This window comes from Geodermatophilus sp. DF01-2 (genome assembly GCF_004571065.1).
GTDB lineage: Bacteria > Actinomycetota > Actinomycetes > Mycobacteriales > Geodermatophilaceae > Geodermatophilus.
The window spans coordinates 1-22,966 of record NZ_SPQN01000035.1; the positions used below are offsets into that span (position 1 = coordinate 1).

The following is a 22,966-nucleotide window of genomic DNA, read 5'->3' on the forward strand; positions in this document are numbered from 1 at the left end:
CCAGCGACACCTGATCCGGACGCACGGCCTCAGGATGATCCACGGCCGGGCACGCTGACACCGCCGACGGGACGAATCGGTCCGCCACGCCGACAACTACATGATCAACTTAGGCTAAGTGGCATTGGTCCCTGGTGGCGCGCCGAGTGGATCGAAATTGTCGACGGTGTCTCCGCCAGGAAGCACCAACCTTTGACGTTCGACCACCATCGCCTCGACGACTTGGTTTGGTGGCGCGGGGCAGAGCGCATCATCGTCGGGGCGGCATGCATCTCCAGCCGCGATGTCGACCTCGCAAGGCGTGCGTAGGCGGTATGTGTACGGCTGCGGTACTGACTCCCCATCTCCGGGCCGTCCATTGCTGGCGAACCAACTCCCGTCGGGAGCCTGCTCGACATGAGTCGCGGTCAGAGCTGAAGGCGCGAAGTCCACGTCTGGACAGGCACGATGTCCGCAGTGGGAGTCGGCATTAGCCGCAGGCACGTGGAGAACCGAGAGCAGCAACGATAGCAACGCGGTCGCACGCACGGCTCCGGTCATCCGAACGTCAGACTGGTGATCAACCACGTACTGCGGTCGGGACTCCATACCAGGGCCGCTCCGCCGAGCAGAGCGGAGTAGGGCTCCGAACCACCGTCTACCGGAGAACCTGAGGCATCTACCACACGGAAACGTGCCTGATCCATGCGGATGGCCATTTCAGCAGTCGCGCCCTTCATCAAGGGCTGGCTGATCTCGGTGATCGTGATCTCGCCGCCCTCATAGTCGTATCCCGCGCGAGCGTCCTCCTCCGTATGCGCAGCAATGCGGTTGCATCCGTCGCAGCGATCGCTGAACTCGCGCAGGAGAGCGGCGTCCATGACGGTCGACGTCCGGTTGATGAGGTCGATGTAGTACCGGACGAAGGCCTCCGCACCGGCGGCGTCCGGGGTGCGGGCCGCGGCGGGCATCGGCAGGTCCGGCGGCCCCAGGGGCGGCAGTTCGGGTTCCGACGCGCTCGGTTCGGCGTCCGCCCCGGGCAGGGTGTCGTTCGCCTCCTGCCGCTCCGAGCAGCCGCTCAGCGCCACTGCGCCGGCCGCGAGGCCCGCCACGAGTCGCAGGGTCCAGCGCCGTGTCACGTCCACCCCCGTGTCGATCACCCGATCGCCGGGAGACTACGGAGTGCTGCCGTCCCGGGCACGCATCCCTGTGGACAACCACCCGAACGCATTGCGGAGCGGTGAGCGGTGGCCGGCAGGGCCGCCGCGCCGTGGGCCGAGGACGTCGACGGAGCAGGTCCAGAGTCGTCGGGATCGGCACGGCCGACGACCCGGGCGGCGTCGAGGTGGGCTGGCTCCATCGCGGCACGCGGTTCGCGACCACGCCGCCTCCGTGATCTCATCCAGGTCGAAATCCTCGACGGCCGTCGTCCTCCCGGAGCCGGTTCCCGCCCGGACCGGCCCGGTGCGCACGGCCTACGTCCCCCGGAGAGGTCGCTGTCCGTGCGCATCATCGACATCCGCGAGAAGACCGTCCCCATCGAGGCGGACATGTCCAACGCGTTCATCAACTTCTCGAAGATGAACGTCAGCGTCCTCGCGATCGTCACCGACGAGACACGCGACGGGAAGCCGGTGGTCGGGTACGGCTTCAACTCCAACGGGCGGTACGCGCAGGGGGGCCTGTTGCGCGAGCGGATCATCCCGCGGGTCCGGGAGGCTGCACCCGAGAGCCTCATCGGCGAGCACGGTGACCTGGACCCGGAGCTCATCTGGCGTGCGGCCATGCGGGACGAGAAGCCCGGCGGCCACGGCGACCGGGCCGTCGCGATGGGGATCCTGGACATGGCGTCCTGGGACCTCGCCGCCAAGCTGGCCGGAGTTCCGCTGTACCAGCTGCTCAGCGAACGGGCTCGTGATCCGCGCACACCGGCGACCCCTGCCGAGAAGGTCTGGGTCTATGCGGCGGGCGGGTACTACTACCCGGGGCGCGGCATCGAGGCACTGCAAGCGGAGATGCGCTCCTACCTGGACATGGGCTACCGCACGGTCAAGATGAAGATCGGCGGAGCTCCGCTGGACGAGGATCTGCGGCGCATCGAGGCCGTCCTGGACGTGCTGCCCGAGGGGTGCGACCTCGCCGTGGACGCCAACGGGCGATTCGACCTGGACACGGCGCTGGCCTACGCCGACGCGCTGAGCGCCTACCCGCTGCACTGGTACGAGGAGGCCGGGGACCCGCTGGACTTCGAGGAGCTGCGCCGGCTGGCCGAGCGGTACGACGGGCCGCTGGCGACGGGCGAGAACCTGATGTCATTCCAGGAGGCGCGCAACCTCATCCGCTACGGAGGGTTGCGTCGGGACCGCGACATCCTGCAGATGGACCCGGCCCTGAGCTACGGGGCGACCGAGTTCCGCCGGATCGTCACGATGCTGTTCGACTCGGGCTGGAATCCCGACCGCTGCGTGCCACACGGTGGGCACCAGTTCAACCTGTCCATCGCCTCGGCGTTCCACCTGCACGGCTGCGAGTCCTACCCCGGGATCTTCGCGCCCTTCGGCGGCTTCGCCGACGGCTTCCCGATCGAGAACGGCCACGTGGGGCTCCCGGACGTTCCCGGGATCGGTCTCGAGGCCAAGTCGTCGCTCGCGCCGGTGCTCCGCGACGTCCTGGCGTAGCCCGCCAGCTTCCGCCGACGCGCCAGGAGCAACACATCTGGGGCCCAACGCCTGCAGGTGCTGGCGTGGGGCCCCGCAGGTCGTGCCGGTCAGTCCTCTTCTTCGAAGACGACCTCGCGCTTGCGGCGGACGGTGGGCAGGACCGCGATGATGAAGGCCGCGGCCGCCAGGAGCAGGAGGACCAGCGAGATCGGCCGGGTGACGAACACGCTGGGGTCTCCGTCGGAAATGATCAGCGCGCGGCGCAGGTACTCCTCCAGCAGCGGACCGAGCACGAAGCCCAGCAGCAGCGGCGCCGGCTCGTTCCCCAGCTTGATCAGGACGTATCCCAGGATGCCGAAGAACGCGATCGCGTACACGTGGAACTCGTTCAGGGCGATGGAGTAGGTCCCGATCGATGCGAACGCGATGATCGCCGGGAAGAGCACCCGGTAGGGGATGGTGAGCATCTTCACCCACAGGCCGATGAGGGGAAGGTTGAGCAGGACCAGGAAGAAGTTGCCGATCCACATCGACGCGATGAGACCCCAGACCAGTTCCGGTTCCTCGTCGATGACGTTGGGGCCGGGCACGATCCCCTGGATGATGAAGGCGCCGAGCAGCAGCGCCATGATCGGGCTGACGGGCAGCCCGAGGGTGAGCAGCGGGACGAACTGCGTCTGGGCGGCGGCGTTGTTCGCCGACTCCGGGGCGGCGACACCTTCGATGGCGCCCCGACCGAACTCCTGGGGCTTCTTCGAGACCCGCTTCTCCACCGAGTAGGAGACGAACGACGCGAGCACGTGCCCTGCGCCGGGGAGCACGCCCAGCGCGGTGCCGAGCCCGGTGCCGCGCAGCACGGGGCCCCGGATCCGGCGGAAGTCGTCCTTAGTGAGCCAGAGGTTCTTGACCTTCTGGACCATGACGCTGCGGGTGATGTCCCCCTCGAGGTTGCGGAGGATCTCGGCGACGCCGAACAGCCCGACCGCCAGGGACACGAAGTTCAGCCCGCTGTACAGCTCGCGGAGGCCGAAGGTGAAGCGCGGGGTGCCCGAGACGAGGTCCTGGCCGACCGTGCCCAGGAGCAGGCCGAGCACGATCATCGCCAGCGCCTTGAGCACCGACCCGCTCGCCAGCGCGATGGAGGCGATGAGCCCCAGGACCACGAGCGAGAAGTACTCCGGCGAGCCGAACAATAGGGCGGCCTCGGAGATCGGCACCGCGAACAGTGCCAGGGCGAGGGTGCCCACCGTCCCGGCGAAGAAGGAGCCCAGCGCGGCCGTGGCCAGCGCCGGTCCGGCCCGGCCCTGCCTGGCCATCTGGTGGCCGTCCAGTGCGGTCACCGCCGCGGAAGACTCGCCGGGCAGGTTGATCAGGATCGCCGTCGTCGACCCACCGTACTGGGCGCCGTAGTAGATGCCCGCCAGCATGATCAGCGAGGTGACCGGCTCGAAGCCGAAGGTGATCGGCAGCAGCATGGCGATGGTGGCCGTCGGGCCGATGCCCGGTAGCACTCCCACCGCGGTGCCGAGCGCGACCCCGATGAACGCGAAGAGCAGGTTGATCGGCGTGAACGCCGTCTCGAACCCGAGACCGAGGTTGTCGAGGATCTCCACCGCCGGCTAGCCCTGGAGCCAGGGGCCGAAGTACGGCAGCCGCAGCTGCAGGACGATCACGAAGATCAGGATGCTCAGGGCCGTCAGGCTCGCCGCGACCACCGCGGCGGGGATCACGCGGGCATTGCGCCCGGCCATCGCGGTTAGGAACACCGTCACGAGCAGCGAGGGCACCATGCCGAGGCCCCGCACGGTGAAGCCGAAGAAGAGCAGCGCGGTCACGATCAGCACAGCGGCCTTCCACGGCACCGGCCCCAGCTCACCGGTGTCACCGGCGACGAACCCCTTGACGGCGATGAGGATCCCGAGCAGCACCAGCACGCTCCCCAGGACGAGGGGGAAGTACCCCGGTCCCATGCGCAGTGCGCTGCCGACCTCGTACGTGCTGGAGGTGATGGCGAACGCCAAGCCGAAGACGACGAATAACGCACCCGCAAGGAGGTCCTTGCGTGCCCCGTGCATGTTCACAGTCAGGTCCCTCACGGATTGAGGACGGTGGGGCGGCTCGCGCCGCCCCACCCGTCACCGATGGTCAGTCCGCCGAGACGCCCGCCTGCTCGATGATCGGCCGCCAGAGCTCGATCTGCTGCTCGAGACGTTCGAGGTGCGCCTCCGGCGTCGCCTCTTCCTCGGACGAAGGCGCGGCGCCGAGTTCGGCCAGCTGGTCGATCACGTTCTGATCCTGGAGGGCCACCTGGAGGGCCCCGGTCAGCTCCTGCACGATCTCGTCCGGGGTCTCGGTCGGGACGTACAGGCCGTGCCACACACCGACCTCGAGCTCAGGCAGACCGGCCTCCTCGGTGGTGGGCAGATCGGGGAGGCTCTCCACGCGCTCGGGCGTGGTGACGGCGTAGGCCTTGATCTCACCGGCCTGGATCTGACCGGTCGTGTTCGTGGTCTGGTCGCACATGATGTCGACCTCCCCGGCGACGAGGTCGGTCAGCGCGGGGCCGGTGCCCTCGTAAGGGACCTCCGTGAGCTCCACGCCCAGGGCCTCCTGGAGGAGCAGCCCGCACAGGTGCGAGGCAGCGCCGATACCGGCGTTGGCGAGGGTGACGGTGTCCGCGTTCTCCTTGACGTACTCGATGAACTCTTCCATGGTCTCGGGCTCGAAGTCGCTGCGCGCGACCAGCGTCATCGGCACCTCGGTGACCAGCCCGACCGGCTTGAAGTCCTCCAGCGGGTCGTACGGCAGCTCGGGGTACAGCGACGGTGCGGTGGACATGCCGATGTGGTGCATCAGGACGGTGTAGCCGTCGGGATTGGCCGCGGCGACCTCGCCGGCCGCGATCGTGCCGCCGGCCCCCTCGACGTTCTGGACGACGATCGTCCCGCCCAGCTCCTCGGCCATGGGCTCGGCGATGAGGCGCGTCACCGTGTCCGTCGGCCCGCCGGCCGAGAACGGCACCACGAAGGTGATGTCACCCTCCGGGTAGGCCGCCGCGGCTTCGACGTCGCCACCGCCGCCACCACCACATGCGGCGAGCGTCAGCGTGGCGGCGGCCAGGCCGGCCCACGGTCGAGTGCGGCCGAGGCGCGGGTGCGCGACGGCGTCGTACGAATGGCCCTGTGGCATCGATGAGGTCCTTCTGAGTCGTGAGCCGGCTCGGAGCGGCGGAACGCTATCACCTTGCGTGGCGCGCAACACATCGCATGAACGACACGCGGCGCGAACGGGTGAGCGACGAGGAAGACCGGCAACGCGGGGCGACCGGTCAGGCGCCCAGCGCCTCGGCGAGCTCCTCGAAGGAGACCACCGACAGGTCGGCGTCCGGGTCGGCGGACGGCGGCACGACCCGCCCGCCGAACTCGTCGGGCCGGTGCACGTAGGCCGTCCGCAGCCCCCGCGCCCGGGCCGCGGCGAGGTCGTCGAGGTGCGCGGCGACCATCACCACCGACGACGGCGGCACCGCCAGCAGCCGCGGCGCGGAGTCGTAGACCTCCGGGTCGGGCTTGTAGTGCCGCACGACCTCCGCGCCCAGCACGCAGTCCCACGGCAGCCCGGACCGCCGCGCCAGGTCCACCTGCAGCGCCACGTTGCCGTTCGACAGCGGCGCCAGCACGTACGACCGCGCCAGCCGGCGGAGGCCGGGCAGCACGTCCGGCCACGGGTCCAGCCGGTGCCAGGCGAGCACCAGCTCCTCGCGCACCGCCGAGGGGACGTCGGCCAGCCCGGTATCGGCCAGCACGTCGTCCAGCGAGGAGCGGTGCAGGGCGTCCAGCGGCGTCCAGGGCAGCTCGCCGGAGCGCACCCGGTCCATCGACGGCACGTACCGCCCGCGCCAGTCGTCGGCGAGGGCCGGTGCGTCGACCGACGGGCCGAGCAGCCGGTGCACCTCGCGGGCGACCCCGCCGCGCCAGTCGACCACGGTGCCGAAGACGTCGAAGACCAGTGCGCGGATCTGCACTACAGCCCCAGCGCCGCGGACATCTCGGTGCGCAGCTGGTCGAGCTCGTCGGCGCCCCGGCCGCGGGCGGCGATGACCCCGGCGTCCTCGTGCACCGGGACGACGGTCTCCAGGTAGGCCTTGAGCTTGGGCTCGGTGCCGCTGGGCCGCACGATCACTCGCACGCCGTCACCGAGCAGCCGGACGGCGTCCACGGCGGGGGTCTCCTCGCGCAGGTCCGAGGCCGCCACCTCCCGGCCCAGCAGGCGGGACGGCGGTGCCGAGCGCAGCCGCGCCATCATCGCGCCGATCCGCGAGAGGTCCTCCACCCGCACCGCCAGCTGCCCGGTCGCGAACAACCCGTGCTCCACGGCCAGCTCGTCGAGCCGGTCGGTCAGCGTGCGGCCGGACGCCTTCAGCTCCGCGGCCAGCAGCGCGACGGCGAGCGCGGCGGAGATGCCGTCCTTGTCGAGCACCACGTCCGGCGCCACCGCGTAGCCCAGCGCCTCCTCGTACCCGAACACCAGCGGCTCGTCAGCAGTGCCCGCGCGGACGATCCACTTGAACCCGGTCGGCGTCTCGGCGAACCGCACCCCGTGCGTCCCGGCGAGCGCGTGCAGCAGCGAGCCGCTCACCAGCGACGCCGCGTACGTGCCCCGCACCCCGCGGCGCAGCAGCCAGTCGGCGAGCAACCCGCCCACCTCGTCGCCGGTCAGCTGGCGGCCGCCGCAGACCACCGAGCAACGGTCGGCGTCGGGGTCCTCGGCGATCGCCACGTCGGCGTCCACCCGCGCGGCCAGGGCCTGCAACAGGTCCACCGCGCCCGGCTCCTCCGGGTTGGGGAAGGTGACCGTCGGGAACGCCGGGTCGGGCTCGTCCTGCTCGGGAACGCTCACCGGCGGCGCGACGCCCGCGGCGGCGAACACCGACCGCGTGGTCCCGGCACCGACGCCGTGCATCGCGGTGTAGGCGACGACGAGGCGGTCGAGATCGGGGACCCGGGAGGGCTCCAGCGCCCGCACGACGGCGGCCACGTAGTCGGCCTCGACGTCGTCCCCGAGGGTCAGCCAGTCGTCGGACGTCGGGACCTCGCGCGCCGGGCCGACGGCGGCGATCGCCGCCTCGATCTCCCGGTCGGCCGGCGGCACCAGCTGCGCCCCGTCGACGAGGTAGACCTTGTAGCCGTTGTCGTCGGGCGGGTTGTGGCTGGCGGTGACCATCACCCCGGCCACGCACCCCAGGTGGCGGACGGCGAAGGCCAGCACCGGCGTCGGCAGCGGCCGCGGCAGCACCTGGACGGCGAACCCGGCCGCGGTCAGCACCGCCGCGGAGACGCTGGCGAACTCGTCGGACCGGCGGCGCGCGTCGAAGCCGATCACCACGCCGCCGCCGGCGTGCCCGCCCGAGGCCAGCCAGCGACCCAGACCCGCGGCCGCCCGGGTGACCACCGCGGCGTTCATCCCCGCCGGCCCCGCCCGTAGCGGGCCGCGCAGCCCGGCGGTGCCGAAGGTCAGCGGCCCGGCGAAGCGGCGCTCCAGCTCGACGGTGTTCCCCGCCTCGATCAGGGCCTCGATCTCCGCGCGGTCGTCGTCGTGCGGATCGGCGTCGGCCCACTCGCGGGCGGTCTGGAGCAGCGTCACGCGTCCACCTCGGCGTCGAACGACGGGAGCGTGAACTCGCCGCCCACGCGCGCGTGCACCGGGTCGACGGGGTCGGGCTCGCCGTGCACCTCCACCAGCGCCTCGGCGTACGGCTCGGCGTCGTCGACCGGCTCGTAGCCCAGCGCCCGGGCGGCGGTGAGGTCCCACCAGGCGCGGGTGTTGGCCGAGACGCCCCACACGACGGCGAACCCGGGGGACGGCGCCCGCAGCGCGGCGTCGACCAGCGACACCTGATCGCGAGGGGAGAGCCAGGTCGAGAGCTGGCGGGTCGTCGTCGGCTCGGGGGAGGCGCTGCCGATGCGCAGACAGACGACGTCCAGGCCGTACCGGTCGGCGTAGAGGGAACCCAGTGCCTCCATCGCCACCTTGGAGACCCCGTAGTAGGTGTCCGGCCGCGGCAGGGCGTCGGCCTCGCGGAGGAGCCCGGCGTCCGGTCGCGGCGTGAAGCCGGTGGCGTGGTTGCTCGAGGCCAGCACCACCCGGGGGACGCCGGCCCGCCGCGCCGCCTCCAGCACGCAGTAGGTCCCCTCGATGTTGGCGTGCGAGACCGCCGCCCACGTCGACTCGCCGGAGACGCCGGCCAGGTGCACGACGGCGGCGGCCCCGGAGACGGCCTCCACCATCGCGGCGAGGTCGGTGACGTCGGCGACGACCTGCTCCTCGCCGGGACGGGCGTCGGGCAGGGGGACGACGTCCAGCGAGCGCAGCGCCCAGCCGCGCTCGGGCAGCCCGCCGCGCAGCACGGTGCCGATCCGCCCGGCCGCCCCGGTGACCAGCACGGGACCGCTGCTCACGGCAGCCGCCCGACGAACTCGACGAGGAACTCGCCCAGCCGGCCGGCCGCCGCCTTCCCGGCCGCGAGCACCTCCTCGTGGTCGAGCACCTCCCCGGTGATGCCGGCGGCGGCGTTGGTGACCATCGACAGCCCCAGCACCTCCAGCCCCGCGGCGCGTGCGGCGATGGCCTCCAGCGCGGTGGACATGCCCACCAGGTCGGCGCCGAGCGTGCGCAGCATCCGGATCTCGGCCGGCGTCTCGTAGTGCGGCCCGGGCAGCGCGGCGTAGACGCCCTCGGTCAGCGACGGGTCGATCTCCCGCGCCAGCGACCGCAGCCGCGCCGAGTACAGGTCGGTCAGGTCGACGAACGTGGCGCCGGCCAGCGGCGAGCGGGCGGTCAGGTTCAGGTGGTCGGCGATCAGCACCGCCTGGCCGACCCGGTGCTCTGGGGCCAGCCCGCCGGCGGCGTTGGTGAGGACGACGGTGCGCACGCCCGCCGCGGCCGCCGTCCGGACGCCGTGCGCCACCGGCTCGACGCCGCGGCCCTCGTAGAGGTGCGTGCGGCCGAGGAAGAGGAGCACCCGGCGCTGGCCCACCCGCACCGACCGGACCTCCCCGCCGTGGCCGACCGCCGTCGGGACGGCGAAGCCGGGCAGGTCACCGATGGCGACGCTGCCCTCGACGGCCCCGAAGGCGTCGGCCGCGGGAGCCCAGCCCGACCCCATGACGACGGCCACGTCGTGGCCGCCGCCGAGCGCGGTGGTGAGGTCGTCGGCCGCGCGGGCGGCCAGGACGGCGGGGGTGTCGGCGGGGGGTGCACTCACGCCTGGACGCTAGCCCAGCGGCCGCGGCGGGATGCGGCACACGCACCTCAGCTGTCCCGGGCGGGCGTGTCCGTCGAGGAGCCGGACGGCGGGGGCCGAGCCTGTCGGGGTGCAGCGCATCGACATCGACGGCGTCCCCGTCTTCGCGGCGAGCGGCCCGGCGCGGACCACCGCCGCCCTCGTCTTCGGCGTGGGACTGCGCGACGAGACGTTCGCGACCATCGAGGTCACCCACCTCGTCGAGCACCTCGCCATGGGCGCGCTGCCCCGCACGCACCTGCGCTGCAACGCGGTCACCGACGTCGACACCACCACGTTCTTCGCCACCGGCCGGCCGGAGGCGGTCGGCGCGTTCCTCGAAGGCGTGTGCCGTGCGCTGGCCGACCTGCCCACCGAGCGGATGGACCTGGAGGTCGGCGTCCTGCAGGCGGAGAGCTGTGGGGCGCCGTACTCGGCGATGGGCGCGCTGTGGGCCGCCCGCTTCGGGCTGGCCGGCCCGGGACTGGTCGTCGCCGACGGGCCCGGCCCGGAGTACCTCACCGAGGAGATCGTCCGGGCGCACGCCCGCCGCTGGTTCGTCCGGGGCAACGCCGCGCTGTGGTGCTCCGGACCGCTGCCGGCCGACCTGCGGCTGCCCCTCCCGGCCGGCCTCCGCCCCGACCGGCCCGTGCCGCCGTCCCGCCCGCAGACCGGCCCGGTGTGGACCCGGGGCACCGGCGTCGGGCTGCTCCTGACCGCGGGCGGCGCGGGCGATCCCGCCCTCACCATGGGCGTCGAGGTGCTCAAGGAGCGGCTGCGCGACACCGCCCGCCACGCCCGGGGGCTGGCGTACTCCGTCGACTCGATGGCCCTGGACCTCTCCGCCGACCGGCGCGAGGTCGCCGTCGTCGCCGACGCCCGCGAGGGCCAGGAGGGCGAGGTGGCCGGGCTGCTGTGGCAGGCCTACGCGCAGCTGTGCGAGTCCGGCCCGAGCGCCGCCGAGCTGGCGCACGCCGTCGACGGCTTCGCCGAGGAGCTGGACGCCGACGAGCGCGCGGTCGTCGAGTCCGAGCTCGCCGACGCCGCCTACTGCGCGGTCGGCGGCCTGCCGTTCCGCCCGGTGCAGGAGGTCCTCGGGAACTGGCGGACGACGGGCACCGAGGAGGTCGCGGCGGCGCTGCGGGGCACGTGGACGACGGCGGTCCTCTCCGTGCCCGAGGGCGCGGCCTACGAGGGCCCCGGGGATCCGGTCGAGCGGCGCTGGGTCTGCGGTGTGCAGGCGCACCTGCCGGAGGGGCGCACCTTCCGCCCCCCGGCGCTGGCCCGGCTGCTCTCCCGCGAGAACCGGGTCGCTCTCGTCGTCGGGGAGCGGGGACTGGCCTCCCGCGACGCCGACGGCGACGTCCACGCCATCCCGTGGGAGCTCGTCGAGGCGGCGCTGCCCACCGAGGACGGCCGGGCGGTGCTCGTCGTCGGCCGCAACCTGTGCACCGTGCTGGTCGACGAGGACCGGTACGGCCGTAGGATTGTCGCGGCCCTGCGCGACCGGGTGCCGGCCGCCCGCTGGCTCCCCCGACCGGCCGCTCCCGCGGAGGGCCGGCCGAAGGCCGTCCCCGTCGGCTACGCCAACTGCCCATGAGTCGGGCGGACGGCGCAGGGATGATGAACGGCATGGAGCAGCAGGACCCCCTGGACGGCCGGCGGATCCGTCTGCGCCCTTGGCGGCCCGACGACGTCGACGACGTTGTAGCCGCCTGCCAGGACGCGGAGATCCAGCGGTGGACGCAGGTACCGGTGCCCTACCGGCGCGAGGACGCGGAGGGCTTCGTCGGACTCGTCGCCGAGGAGACCCGGGCGGCCGGTGGTGCGCTTTTCGCCGTGGAGAGCCAGGAGTCCGGGAACCTGGTCGGCAGCATCGGTCTCTTCCCGCCGACCGACGGCTTCGGCGAGATCGGCTACTGGACCGTCGAGGAGCACCGGGGCCGGGGCCTGACCGCAGAGGCGGTCGGGGTGCTCACGGAGTGGGCGTTCTCCCATCGGGGCCTGCACCGCGTCGAACTGCACGTCGACCCGGCGAACGCCGGCTCCCGGCGGGTGGCCGAACGAGCGGGCTACCTGGCGGAGGGTGTCGTCCGCAAGCGCTTTCGGCATCGCGGGCAGCCCAGCGATGTCGTTCTCTACTCCCGCCTGGCCACCGACCCCCCGCCCCGAGAGGTGAGCGGTGCCGGTTCCGGCGGTGCCGCGCCGTGATCGTCCCTAGACTCCGGGCGTGCAGATCCCGTTCCGTTCCTCCGAGCGCGCCAGTCTCGGCGTCGAGTGGGAGCTGCAGCTCGTCGACCTGCAGACGCGGCAGCTGACCGCCGGCGCCGTCGAGATCCTGCGGGAGATCCGGCCCGAGGGCGCCGAGGAGCACCCCAAGGCCAAGCACGAGCTGCTGCAGTCGACCGTCGAGATCATCACCGGCGTCTGCACCACGGTCGCCGAGGCCAAGGCCGACCTGGCCGGCACTCTCGCCGAGGTCCGAGCGGCCGCCGAGCGCCGCGGCCTGGGTCTGATGTGCGCCGGCACCCACCCGATCACCGACTGGCAGACGCAGGAGATCTCGCCCAAGGAGCGCTACCTGCAGCTGGTCGAGCGGATGCAGTGGCTGGCCCGCCGGCTGCAGATCTTCGGGGTGCACGTGCACGTCGGCGTCCGCGCGCCGGACAAGGCCATCCCCATCGTCAACGCGCTCACCCAGTACGTGCCGCATTTCCTGGCGCTCTCGGCGTCCTCCCCGTTCTGGGTCGGCTGCGACACCGGCCTGGCCTCGGCGCGCACCAAGGTCTTCGAGGGCATGCCGACCGCCGGCCTGCCCTACCAGCTCTCCGGGTGGGACCGCTTCGAGGAGTACATGGAGACGCTGATCTCCACGCACGCCATCGAGAGCGTCCGCGAGGTGTGGTGGGACATCCGCCCGCACCCCGACTTCGGCACCGTCGAGCTGCGCATCTGCGACGGGCTGCCCACCCTCGACGAGGTCGGCGCGGTCGCCGCGCTCTCCCAGTGCCTGGTCGAGCAGTTCGACACCCAGCTCGACCGCGGTTACACGCTGCCGGTGCCGGCCTCCTGGGTGCTGCGGGAGAACAAGTGGCGCGCGGCCCGCTACGGCCTGGACGCCGACATCGTCGTCGACGACAAGGGCACCGTGCGGCCGGTGCGCCAGGCGATCGGCGACCTGGTCGAGGAACTCGAGCCCACCGCCCGCCGGCTGGGCTGCGAGGCCGAGCTGGCCGACGTCGAGCGCGTCCTGGCCGTCGGCGCCTCCTACCAGCGGCAGCGGGCGGTCGCCGCGGCGCGCGACGGCGACCTAACCGCCGTCGTCGATAGCCTGCTCGCCGAGCTGCGGAACGGCCTGCCCACCAGCGGACCGGCCGACCAGCCGCCGGGCCCGGTGCCCGGCCCGGCCGACTGCGCCGGGGGGCACGCTGCATGACGCAGTTCCCGGAGAAACTGGGGACGGCGGTCGACGAATGGGTCGCCGCGGAGCACCCGCAGCTGGTCGCCGTGCGCCGGCACCTGCACGCCCACCCCGAGCTGGCCTTCGCCGAGTTCGAGACGACGTCCTTCCTCGAGCAGCGGTTGCGCAAGGCCGGGCTGGACCCCAGGCGGCTGCCCACCGGCACCGGGCTGGTCGTCGAGCTGGGCTCCGGCGGGGCGGGTGGGGGACCGATCGTGGTGCTGCGCGCCGACATCGACGCGCTGCCGCTGGCCGACCTCAAGGACGTCCCCTACGCCTCCGTCCGCGAGGGGATGTGCCACGCCTGCGGGCACGACGTGCACACCACCGTCGTCCTCGGCGCCGCGCTGGCGCTGGCCACGCTCGACGACCTGCCCGGCACCGTGCGCTGCGTCTTCCAGCCGGCCGAGGAGACGGTGCCCGGCGGAGCCACCGAGGTGGTGGCCGCCGGCGTGCTCGAGGGGGCCTCGCGCGCCTTCGCGTTGCACTGCGACCCCTCCCTCCCGGCCGGCACCGTGGGACTGCGGACCGGCGCGATCACCGCCGCCTGTGACCGGATGGACGTCACGCTCACCGGCCCGGGCGGGCACACCGCGCGTCCGCAGCTGACCGTCGACCTGGTCGACGCTCTCGGCCGGCTGATCACCGACCTGCCCGCGCTGATGTCCCGGCAGGTCGACCCGCGCGCCGGCATGTCGCTGGTGTGGGGCGCGGTCAACGCCGGGGTCGCGGCCAACGCCATCCCGCAGCGCGGCTCCCTGCGCGGGACGGTGCGCGTGCTGGACCGGGACACCTGGCAGGACGCCGAGGGGCTGCTGCGGTCGCTGGTCGAGCGGGTCGCCGCGACCACCGGGGCCGACGTGGAGGTCGACTACGTCCGCGGGGTGCCGCCGGTGGTCAACGACCCGCGGGCGGTCGCCCTGCTGCGTTCCGCGGCCCTGGAGACGGTCGGCAGCGAGGGGCTGCGGCTGTCCCCGCAGAGCATGGGCGGAGAGGACTTCGGCTGGTTCGCCGACGTCCTGCCCATCGCGCTGGCGCGGCTGGGCACGCACGGCGGCGGCGCTCCGCTGGACCTGCACCGGGGGACCTTCGACGTCGACGAGCGGGCGATCGGGGTCGGCGTGCGGCTGCTGGCCCGCACCGCGTTGCACGCGCTGGCCGCCGACGCGGGCAGCCCGCCGGCCGGCCCCGTGCCGCACCCCGGCCGCTCGGGCACGGGCGGACGACGGTAGACACTGTCGCTGATCGACCGACGACGCCAGGAGCCCGAGCGTGAGCGAGCGTGCGAGCGCAGCAGTCCGACGAGCGCGGTCGACGAGCGCCAGCGAGGAGGACGCGTGACTTCCAGCGATCAGCAGACCGCCTCACCCGGCGACGCCGAGGTCCCGGCCGAGCACGAGGTCCCCGACGACCTCCGGCTCGCCGGCGGCTTCCCGGCCGCGACCCGCGAGGCCTGGCGGGAGCTGGTGGCAGGGGTGTTCCGCAAGGCCGGACGCGAGGAGCTGCCCGAGCCGGTCGAGGACGCGCTGCGGGTGCCGGTGGCCACCGGCGTTCCCGTGGCCCCGCTCTACACGGCCGAGGACGCCGGTGACCTGCCCTCCGCCGTCGGCGTCCCGGGTCTGGCGCCGTTCGTCCGGGGCGCCCGCGCCGGCACCGCCGGCGGCGACGTGCCCGGCGGGTGGGACGTCCGGCAGCGGCACGCCCATCCCGACGTCGCGGTGACGAAGGAGGCGGTCGCCGCCGACCTGGAGAACGGTGTCACCTCGCTGTGGCTGGAGCTCGGCGAGGGCGCCATCCCGGTCGACGCGCTCGGCGACGTCCTCTCCGGCGTCTACCTCGACCTCGCGCCGGTGTCGGTCTCCGGCGGGCTGGCGGCCGCCGAGGTCCTCCTCGCGCACGTCGACGGCCGCACCGACCTCGCGCCCGGCGGCTCCCTGGGACTGGACCCGCTCGGCGTCCAGGCCGCCTCGGGGCAGGAGCAGGACCTCACCGGGCTGGCCGACGTCGCCCGCCGGGCTCCCGCGGGCTGGCGCACCGTCGTCGTCGACGCCACGGTCTTCGCCGACGCCGGCGCCTCGGTGGTCGAGGAGCTCGGCTGCTCGCTGGCCGCCGGTGTGGCCTACCTGCGGGCGCTCACCGATGGCGGACTCTCCGTCGACGAGGCGTTCGGTCAGCTGGAGTTCCGCTACGCGGCCTCCGCCGACCAGTTCACGACGATCGCCGCGCTGCGCGCCGCCCGCCGGCTGTGGGACCGGGTCGGCGAGGTCAGCGGCGCCTCGCCCGACGTCCGCGGCCAGCGGCAGCACGCCGTCACCTCGTCGGTGATGACGACGAAGCGCGACCCCTGGGTCAACATGCTGCGGACGACGGTGGCCTGCTTCGCAGCGGGCGTGGGCGGCGCCGACGTGGTCACCGTGCAGCCCTTCGACGCCGCGCTGGGCCTGCCCGACGCGTTCTCCCGCCGGATCGCCCGCAACACGCAGAGCCTGCTGGTGGAGGAGGGGCATCTGGCCCGCGTCCTCGACCCGGCCGGCGGCTCCTGGTACGTCGAGTCGCTCACCGACCGGCTCGCGTCGGCGGCCTGGGACTGGTTCACCGAGATCGAGCGGGCCGGCGGGATGGCCGCCGCGCTGGGGTCGGGCCTGGTCCGCGACCGCATCGCCGCCGCGTGGGACGCCCGCGCCCAGCGGCTGGCCCACCGCACCGACGCGATCACCGGCGTCAGCGAGTTCCCGAACCTGGCCGAGAAGCTGCCGGAGCGGCAGCCGGTCGCCGCGGTGGTGCGGACCGCGGGCCTGCCCCGCGTGCGCGCCGCCCAGGAGTTCGAGGAGCTGCGCGACCGCGCCGACGCCGCCGCGACCCGGCCCGAGCTCTACCTCGCGACCATCGGGCCGATCGCCCGGCACACCGCCCGGGCCACCTTCGCCGGCAACCTGTTCCAGGCCGGCGGGGTCGCGACGCCGTCCGGCGACGGGGCCTCCGGCTTCGCCGACGCCCGGACGACGGTCACCTGCATCTGCGGGAGCGACCGCGACTACGCGGAGACGGCGGCCGCGCTGGCCGCCGAGCTGCGCGCCGCCGGTGCCACGCAGGTGTGGTTGGCCGGCAAGCCGTCCCTGGCGGTCGACGGCGTCGACGGGTACGTGTACGCCGGGTGCGACGCGCTCGACGTGCTCCGAGCGGTCCACGAGCAGTTGGGAGTTCCGTCATGAGTGGCATCCCCGACTTCGGCGGCGTCGAGCTGGGCCGCTTCGCGGCCGGCGGCTCGGCCGACGACTGGGCCAAGCGGTTCGAGGAGTCGACCGGCCGCAGCGCCGGCGAGGCGACCTGGGAGACGCCGGAGGGCATCGCCGTCCCGCCGCTGTACACCCCGGCCGACCTCGAGGGCCTGGACTTCCTCGAGACCTACCCGGGCATCGCGCCGTACCTGCGCGGGCCGTACCCGACGATGTACACGACCCAGCCGTGGACGGTCCGCCAGTACGCGGGCTTCTCCACCGCGGCGGAGTCCAACGCCTTCTACCGGCGCAACCTCGCGGCCGGGCAGAAGGGGCTGTCGGTCGCCTTCGACCTGCCCACCCATCGCGGCTACGACTCCGACCACCCGCGCGTGGTCGGCGACGTCGGCATGGCCGGGGTGGCGATCGACTCGATCCTGGACATGCGGCAGCTCTTCGACGGCATCCCGCTGGACCGGATGAGCGTCTCGATGACCATGAACGGCGCCGTCCTGCCGGTGCTGGCGCTCTACATCGTCGCCGCCGAGGAGCAGGGGGTGGAGCACGGTCAGCTGACCGGGACCATCCAGAACGACATCCTCAAGGAGTTCATGGTCCGCAACACCTACATCTACCCGCCGAAGCCCTCGATGCAGATCATCAGCGACATCTTCTCCTTCACCTCGCAGGAGATGCCGCGGTTCAACTCGATCTCCATCTCCGGCTACCACATCCAGGAGGCCGGGGCGACCGCCGATCTGGAGCTGGCCTACACGCTGGCGGACGGCGTGGAGTACCTGCAGGCGGGCAAGGCCGCCGGGCTCGACGTCGACGCGTTCGCGCCTCGGCTGTCGTTCTTCTGGGCGATCGGCATGAACTTCTTCATGGAGGTCGCGAAGCTGCGGGCCGGGCGGCTGCTGTGGGCCCGGCTGGTCAAGGAGGCGGGCGCTAGGGCGGACAAGTCGCTGTCGCTGCGCACCCACTCCCAGACCTCGGGCTGGTCGCTGACCGCGCAGGACGTCTACAACAACGTCGTCCGCACCTGCCTGGAGGCGATGGCCGCCACCCAGGGACACACCCAGTCGCTGCACACCAACGCCCTCGACGAGGCGCTGGCACTGCCGACCGACTTCTCCGCCCGGATCGCCCGCAACACCCAGCTGCTGCTGCAGCAGGAGTCGGGGACGACGCGGGTCATCGACCCGTGGGGCGGTTCGGCGTACGTGGAGAAGCTGACCTACGACCTGGCCCGCCGGGCGTGGGCGCACATCGAGGAGGTCGCCGAGCACGGCGGCATGGCGCAGGCCATCGACGACGGCATCCCGAAGCTGCGCATCGAGGAGGCCGCCGCCCGCACCCAGGCGCGCATCGACTCCGGCCGGCAGCCGGTGATCGGCGTGAACAAGTACCGGGTGGACGCCGACGAGGCGATCGAGGTGCTGCGGGTGGACAACGCCGACGTGCTCGCCCAGCAGAAGGCGAAGCTGGCGGAGCTGCGGGCATCGCGGGACTCCTCGGCCGTGCAGGAAGCGCTGCGCCGGCTCACCGATGCCGCCCGCGCGGCCGCGGAGGGACGGCGCGGTCGGGAGCTGGACGCCAACCTGCTCAAGCTGGCGGTCGACGCGGCCCGCGCCAAGGCCACCGTCGGGGAGATCTCCGACGCGCTGGAGGAGGTCTACGGGCGGCATGCCGGGCAGGTGCGCACCATCAGTGGGGTGTACCGCGACGAGGCCGGCGCGTCGGGACCGGTCGAGGAGACCCGCCGGATGGCCGAGGCGTTCGAGGAGGCCGAGGGACGCCGTCCCCGGATCCTGGTCGCCAAGATGGGCCAGGACGGCCACGACCGCGGCCAGAAGGTGATCGCCACGGCCTTCGCCGACCTCGGCTTCGACGTCGACGTCGGCCCGCTGTTCCAGACGCCGGAGGAGGTCGCCCGCCAGGCGGTGGAGGCCGACGTGCACGTCGTCGGCGTCTCGTCGCTGGCCGCCGGCCACCTGACGCTGGTGCCGGCGCTGCGCGAGGCGCTCGCCGACCTCGGGGCCGAGGACGTCGTCATCGTCGTCGGCGGGGTCATCCCGCCGGACGACGTGCCGACGCTGAAGGAGATGGGCGCGGCCGAGGTCTTCCTGCCGGGGACGGTCATCGCCGAGGCGGCGCAGGGGCTGCTGCGCACTCTGTCGTCGCGCACCTGATGCCGCGGCAGGTCGACGTCCCGGCGCTCGCCGAGGGGGTGCTCGCCGGCGACCGGCGGGCGGTCGCGCGCGCCATCACGCTCGTCGAGTCCCACCGGAGCGACCATCGCGAGCGGGCGCAGGAGCTGCTGGTGGAGCTGCTGCCGCACGCCGGCAACGCCCGCCGGGTCGGGATCAGCGGCGTCCCCGGCGTGGGGAAGTCGACGTTCATCGACTCCCTCGGCGTCACCCTGACCGCGGCCGGCTCGAAGGTCGCGGTGCTCGCCGTCGACCCGTCGTCCGCACGGTCGGGCGGGTCGATCCTCGGTGACAAGACCCGCATGGCGCGGCTGGCGGTCGACCCGGACGCCTTCATCCGGCCGTCGCCGACGTCGGGAACCCTCGGCGGGGTCGCCCAGGCGACGCGGGAGTCGATGGTGGTCGTGGAGGCCGCCGGCTACGACGTCGTCCTGGTGGAGACCGTCGGGGTCGGGCAGTCGGAGATTGCCGTCGCGGAGATGGTCGACTCGTTCCTCTTCCTGACCCTGGCCCGCACCGGCGACCAGCTGCAGGGGATCAAGCGGGGCATCCTCGAGATCGCCGACGTCATCGCGGTGAACAAGGCCGACGGGCCGGGCGCGGCCGACGCGCGGAAGGCCGCCCGCGAGCTGGCCGGGGCGATCCGCATGCTGCGCGGGCACGACGAGGAGTGGCAGGTGCCGGTGCTGACCTGCGCCGGGCTGACCGGTGAGGGCCTCGACGAGGTGTGGGCCAAGCTGGTCGAGCACCAGGACCGGCGCAAGGTGTCGGGGGCGTTCGAGGAGCGCCGGCGCACGCAGCAGGTGCGCTGGACCCGGCAGCTGGTGCGCGACGGGCTCGAACACCGGCTGCGCGCGCACCCCGGCGTCCGGGCCGCCGCACCGGGGCTGGAGAAGGCGGTGCTGGCGGGGGAGCTGACCCCGGCGCTGGCCGCCCAGCAGCTGCTGGAGACGTTCCTCGCGGCGCCGGCTTCTCCGCGATCATGAAATCTGGGAAGCGACACCCCGACACCGGACGGAGTGTGGCTTCCCGAACTTCATGATCGCGGGGATGCACAGGGGGTCGCGCCCTCCACAGATCGGTCGGTGGACCGCCGCGGCGGGGTACCTCTCCCGAGGCTGCCGGCATGGACTTCGCCCTCTACCGCCTCATCGCCGCGCAGTGCGGGGTCTTCGCCACGTCGCAGGCGCTGGACCACTGCAGCGACGCCGAGGTCCGCGGGCTGGTGCGCAGCGGCCGGTGGCGCAGGAGCCCCTGGCGGGGAGTGCTCCTCGACGGCGAGCTGCCCGACTCGCCGCTGCTGCTCCTCCGCGCCGCGGCCTTGGCGGTCGGCGGCGACCTCGTGGCGTGCCACTCGACCGCGGCGTCGCTGTGGGGCTTCGACGTGCTCGGCGACGCCACGCTGCACTTCCTCGGCCCACCCTCGCTGGTGAATCGGCGGCTACCGGGTGTCCAGGTCCACCCGTCCTCGCTCGGAGCGGACGACGCGGTGCTCCGCAACGGCGTCTGGTGCACGCCGCCGGCGCGCACCGCCTGCGACGTCGTCCGCAACACCCAACCGATCGACGGTCTCGCGACGTTGGACGCGGCGCTCCGGTCACGGACGTGCACGCCAGAGCAGCTCGCGGCGGCCGCCGCTGCGCAGGCCGGCCTGCGGGAGGTCGCCCGGCTCCGGCGCCTGGTCCCGTGCGCGAGCGGACTGGCTGCCTCACCGATGGAGTCGCGCATGCGCTGGCGCTTCATCGACGCCGACCTGCCTGCTCCCCGGCCGCAGGTCCCGCTGACCGACGGCGGCCGGACGCACTACCTCGACATGGGATGGGAGGACCAGCTCGTCGGAGCCGAGTTCGACGGGCTCGAGGCACACATGACGAGAGAGCAGCTCGCCGCCGACCGCGACCGGCACAACTGGCTGACCGAGCACAGCTGGACGCTGCTGCACTTCACCGCGAGGGACGTCTACCGCCGGCACCTGGCCATGGTGGGGAGGACGGCGCGCGCACTCGGCGTCCCCTTCCGGTCTCGATCATGAAGTTCGGGAAGCGACGCGCGGACTGCGAGCGGCGTGTCGCTTCCCGAACTTCATGATCACGTACAGGGGCGAGTGCGGGGGAGGAGGCGGGGCGGGGGCGAGGGGGCGTGGGGTCAGACGCCGGTGGAGCGGCACTCCCGGGAGCGGAGCTCGGCGAGGTAGTCGTCCGGGGCGCCGGCGGCCTCGGCGGCGTCGGCCAGCGCACCCAGGTAGCGGGCCGAGGGCAGCCCGCCCTCGAAGGCATCCAGCACGTAGACGTAGGCGACCTGGTCACCGGTGAGCGTGTGCACGCGCAGGTGCAGCTTGCGGTAGAGCCCCTGGTCGGCGCCCTCCCAGGCGTCGAGCGCCTTCTCGTCGGCCTCGGTGAGGTCGTAGAGGGCGACGAAGACGCCGGGGGACAGCGACTCGCCCGGTGTGGTGTCGTCCGGGACGAGGGTGGCCAGCGCTCCCTCCCACCCGTACTCCTCGGCGCCGAACGTCAGCCGCCAGCCCTTGATCCAGCCGGTACCGGTGTGCGGGGAGGACGGACAGCGCCGGAGCATCTGAGCGGGGTCCATGTTCGACCCGTAGGCGGCGTAGAGGCCCATCGCCGGGCAGCCTACGACCGGGTGGCACGACCCTCGGGAGGAGATGGCCCACGTCGTTCCCCGCAACGGGGAGAATGGCCGCCGCACGTGTCCGCGCCGCACCGAGAAGGACTTCCATGACCCGCATCGTGATCATCGGCGGCGGCCCCGCCGGCTACGAGGCCGCGCTGGTCGCCGCATCCCTCGGTGCGCAGGTCACCGTGGTCGAGCGGGACGGCGTCGGCGGGGCCAGCGTGCTCACCGACTGCGTCCCGTCCAAGACCTTCATCGCCTCGGCCGGCGTGATGAGCAACGTGCGCGACTCGGCGTCCCTCGGCGTGCAGGGCTCCGAGCTCGCCACCGTCGGCATCGACCTCGCTGCGGTCAACCAGCGGGTCAGGGGCCTGGCCGTCGCACAGTCCGCCGACATCAAGGCCCGGCTGGTCGCCGAGGGCGTGCAGGTCCTTCCCGGGCAGGGCCGCCTCTCCGACGAGCGCCGCGGCCTGGTCGAACACCGGGTCGAGGTGGTGGACGGCGACGGCGCGGTCACCGAGACGCTGGAGTGCGACGTCGTCCTCGTCGCCACCGGCGCCGACCCCCGCGTGCTGCCCGGCGCCGAGCCCGACCACGAGCGCATCCTCGACTGGCGCGACGTCTACGACCTGCAGGAGATGCCCGAGCACCTGGTCGTCGTCGGCTCCGGCGTGACCGGGGCGGAGTTCGCCTCCGGCTACCTGGAGGCCGGCGTCCCGGTGACCCTGGTGTCCTCCCGCGACCGGGTGCTGCCCGGGGAGGATTCCGACGCCGCCGAGGTGCTCGAGGAGGTCTTCCAGTCCCGCGGCGGCCGGCTCGAGCGCGGCCGCGCGGCCGGCGTGCGGCGGGCCGAGAAGGGGGTCGTCGTCGAGCTGACCGACGGGCGCACCGTCGAGGGCTCGCACGCGCTGATGACCGTGGGCACCGTGCCCAACACCGCGGGGCTGAACCTGGAGGGCGCCGGGGTCGAGCTCGCGCCGTCCGGGCACGTCGTCGTCGACCGCGTCTCGCGCACCAGCGTGCCGGGCGTCTACGCCGCCGGTGACGTCACCGGGGTCTTCCAGCTGGCCTCGGTCGCGGCGATGCAGGGCCGGATCGCGATGTGGCACGCGCTCGGCGAGGCGGTCACCCCGATCCGGCTCAAGACGGTCGCGGCCAACGTCTTCACCCACCCGGAGATCGCCACGGTGGGCGTGCAGGAGAAGACGCTGCCCGAGGGCGCCGACATCGACGTCGTCCGGCTGCCGCTGGCCACCAACGCCCGGGCCAAGATGGCCGACCTGCACGACGGGTTCGTCAAGCTGTTCGCCCGTCGGGCCACCGGCATCGTCGTCGGCGGGGTGGTCGTCGCCCCGGGCGCATCCGAGCTGATCCTGCCGATCGCGCTGGCGGTGACCAAGGGGCTGACGGTCACCGACCTGGCCCAGACCTTCGCGATCTACCCGTCGCTGTCCGGGTCGATCACCGAGGCCGGCCGGCGGCTGATGGGCGCCGACGCCCTCGCATGATCACAGCGGGGCGCGTGGGAC

19 protein-coding genes are annotated in these 22,966 nt (G+C 73.3%); 10 read left to right on the forward strand and 9 right to left on the reverse strand.

Annotated elements, in window-relative coordinates; genetic code table 11:
- Positions 1-536: 536 nt before the first annotated feature.
- The gene (locus E4P41_RS11055) at positions 537-1,139 is read right to left on the reverse strand and encodes a DUF6318 family protein (RefSeq protein ID WP_135141308.1); all 603 of its coding nucleotides are present in this window, start codon (positions 1,137-1,139) and stop codon (positions 537-539) included.
- Between the two features lie 342 nt (positions 1,140-1,481).
- On the opposite strand from E4P41_RS11055, the gene E4P41_RS11060 reads away from it, so the two are divergent.
- The gene (locus tag E4P41_RS11060; protein ID WP_135141309.1) at positions 1,482-2,657 is read left to right on the forward strand and encodes a mandelate racemase/muconate lactonizing enzyme family protein; all 1,176 of its coding nucleotides are present in this window, start codon (positions 1,482-1,484) and stop codon (positions 2,655-2,657) included.
- Between the two features lie 89 nt (positions 2,658-2,746).
- Here the strand turns inward: E4P41_RS11060 and E4P41_RS11065 are convergent, their stop codons facing one another.
- From E4P41_RS11065 to E4P41_RS11095, 7 genes are all read right to left on the reverse strand, one after another.
- Positions 2,747-4,252 carry a tripartite tricarboxylate transporter permease gene (locus E4P41_RS11065; protein WP_135141310.1) on the reverse strand — a complete coding sequence of 502 codons (1,506 nt, stop codon included), beginning with the start codon at positions 4,250-4,252 and terminating at the stop codon, positions 2,747-2,749.
- A gap of 6 nt (positions 4,253-4,258) precedes the next feature.
- Complete coding sequence (locus E4P41_RS11070; protein ID WP_245177274.1) at positions 4,259-4,735, reverse strand: tripartite tricarboxylate transporter TctB family protein; 477 nt, start codon at positions 4,733-4,735, stop codon at positions 4,259-4,261.
- Between the two features lie 49 nt (positions 4,736-4,784).
- Positions 4,785-5,828 carry a tripartite tricarboxylate transporter substrate-binding protein gene (locus tag E4P41_RS11075; protein WP_135141311.1) on the reverse strand — a complete coding sequence of 348 codons (1,044 nt, stop codon included), beginning with the start codon at positions 5,826-5,828 and terminating at the stop codon, positions 4,785-4,787.
- Positions 5,829-5,967: 139 nt separating this feature from the next.
- The gene (locus tag E4P41_RS11080) at positions 5,968-6,660 is read right to left on the reverse strand and encodes a haloacid dehalogenase type II (RefSeq protein WP_135141312.1); all 693 of its coding nucleotides are present in this window, start codon (positions 6,658-6,660) and stop codon (positions 5,968-5,970) included.
- Positions 6,660-8,279: a phospho-sugar mutase gene (locus E4P41_RS11085; RefSeq protein WP_135141313.1), complete on the reverse strand. Its 1,620-nt coding sequence runs from the start codon at positions 8,277-8,279 to the stop codon at positions 6,660-6,662. Before E4P41_RS11085 ends, E4P41_RS11080 begins: the two co-directional genes overlap by 1 nt.
- Positions 8,276-9,094: an NAD(P)-dependent oxidoreductase gene (locus E4P41_RS11090; RefSeq protein WP_135141314.1), complete on the reverse strand. Its 819-nt coding sequence runs from the start codon at positions 9,092-9,094 to the stop codon at positions 8,276-8,278. Before E4P41_RS11090 ends, E4P41_RS11085 begins: the two co-directional genes overlap by 4 nt.
- The gene (locus tag E4P41_RS11095; RefSeq protein WP_209307659.1) at positions 9,091-9,900 is read right to left on the reverse strand and encodes a purine-nucleoside phosphorylase; all 810 of its coding nucleotides are present in this window, start codon (positions 9,898-9,900) and stop codon (positions 9,091-9,093) included. The genes E4P41_RS11090 and E4P41_RS11095 overlap by 4 nt, the downstream gene beginning before the upstream one ends.
- A 109-nt stretch (positions 9,901-10,009) precedes the next feature.
- On the opposite strand from E4P41_RS11095, the gene E4P41_RS11100 reads away from it, so the two are divergent.
- The 8 genes from E4P41_RS11100 (at position 10,010) to E4P41_RS11135 (ending at position 20,838) form a co-directional block, all read left to right on the forward strand.
- Positions 10,010-11,518 (forward strand): hypothetical protein, encoded by a 1,509-nt coding sequence (locus E4P41_RS11100; RefSeq protein WP_135141315.1) that lies wholly within the window; start codon positions 10,010-10,012, stop codon positions 11,516-11,518.
- Entirely contained in the window at positions 11,515-12,129 is a 615-nt protein-coding gene (locus E4P41_RS11105; RefSeq protein WP_135141316.1) for a GNAT family N-acetyltransferase, read from the forward strand. The genes E4P41_RS11100 and E4P41_RS11105 overlap by 4 nt, the downstream gene beginning before the upstream one ends.
- Before the next feature lie 19 nt (positions 12,130-12,148).
- Positions 12,149-13,354: a glutamate--cysteine ligase gene (locus E4P41_RS11110; RefSeq protein ID WP_135141317.1), complete on the forward strand. Its 1,206-nt coding sequence runs from the start codon at positions 12,149-12,151 to the stop codon at positions 13,352-13,354.
- Positions 13,351-14,610 carry an amidohydrolase gene (locus tag E4P41_RS11115; RefSeq protein WP_135141318.1) on the forward strand — a complete coding sequence of 420 codons (1,260 nt, stop codon included), beginning with the start codon at positions 13,351-13,353 and terminating at the stop codon, positions 14,608-14,610. The genes E4P41_RS11110 and E4P41_RS11115 overlap by 4 nt, the downstream gene beginning before the upstream one ends.
- A 105-nt stretch (positions 14,611-14,715) precedes the next feature.
- Positions 14,716-16,590, forward strand: coding sequence for a methylmalonyl-CoA mutase subunit beta (locus tag E4P41_RS11120; protein WP_135141319.1), 1,875 nt, complete (start codon positions 14,716-14,718; stop codon positions 16,588-16,590).
- On the forward strand, positions 16,587-18,788 hold the full coding sequence (gene scpA / locus E4P41_RS11125) for a methylmalonyl-CoA mutase (RefSeq protein ID WP_135141320.1): 2,202 nt from the start codon (positions 16,587-16,589) through the stop codon (positions 18,786-18,788). The genes E4P41_RS11120 and scpA overlap by 4 nt, the downstream gene beginning before the upstream one ends.
- A complete protein-coding gene (meaB, locus tag E4P41_RS11130) occupies positions 18,788-19,792 on the forward strand; it encodes a methylmalonyl Co-A mutase-associated GTPase MeaB (RefSeq protein ID WP_135141321.1) in 1,005 nt (334 codons plus the stop codon). The genes scpA and meaB overlap by 1 nt, the downstream gene beginning before the upstream one ends.
- Before the next feature lie 140 nt (positions 19,793-19,932).
- Positions 19,933-20,838 (forward strand): hypothetical protein, encoded by a 906-nt coding sequence (locus tag E4P41_RS11135; protein WP_135141322.1) that lies wholly within the window; start codon positions 19,933-19,935, stop codon positions 20,836-20,838.
- Between the two features lie 113 nt (positions 20,839-20,951).
- On the opposite strand, the gene E4P41_RS11140 is transcribed toward E4P41_RS11135, so the two are convergent.
- The gene (locus tag E4P41_RS11140; RefSeq protein ID WP_135141323.1) at positions 20,952-21,425 is read right to left on the reverse strand and encodes a gamma-glutamylcyclotransferase; all 474 of its coding nucleotides are present in this window, start codon (positions 21,423-21,425) and stop codon (positions 20,952-20,954) included.
- A 116-nt stretch (positions 21,426-21,541) separates the two neighbouring features.
- Here E4P41_RS11140 and E4P41_RS11145 point away from each other — a divergent pair, with 116 nt between their 5' ends.
- Positions 21,542-22,945 (forward strand): NAD(P)H-quinone dehydrogenase, encoded by a 1,404-nt coding sequence (locus tag E4P41_RS11145; RefSeq protein WP_135141324.1) that lies wholly within the window; start codon positions 21,542-21,544, stop codon positions 22,943-22,945.
- Positions 22,946-22,966 lie beyond the last annotated feature (21 nt).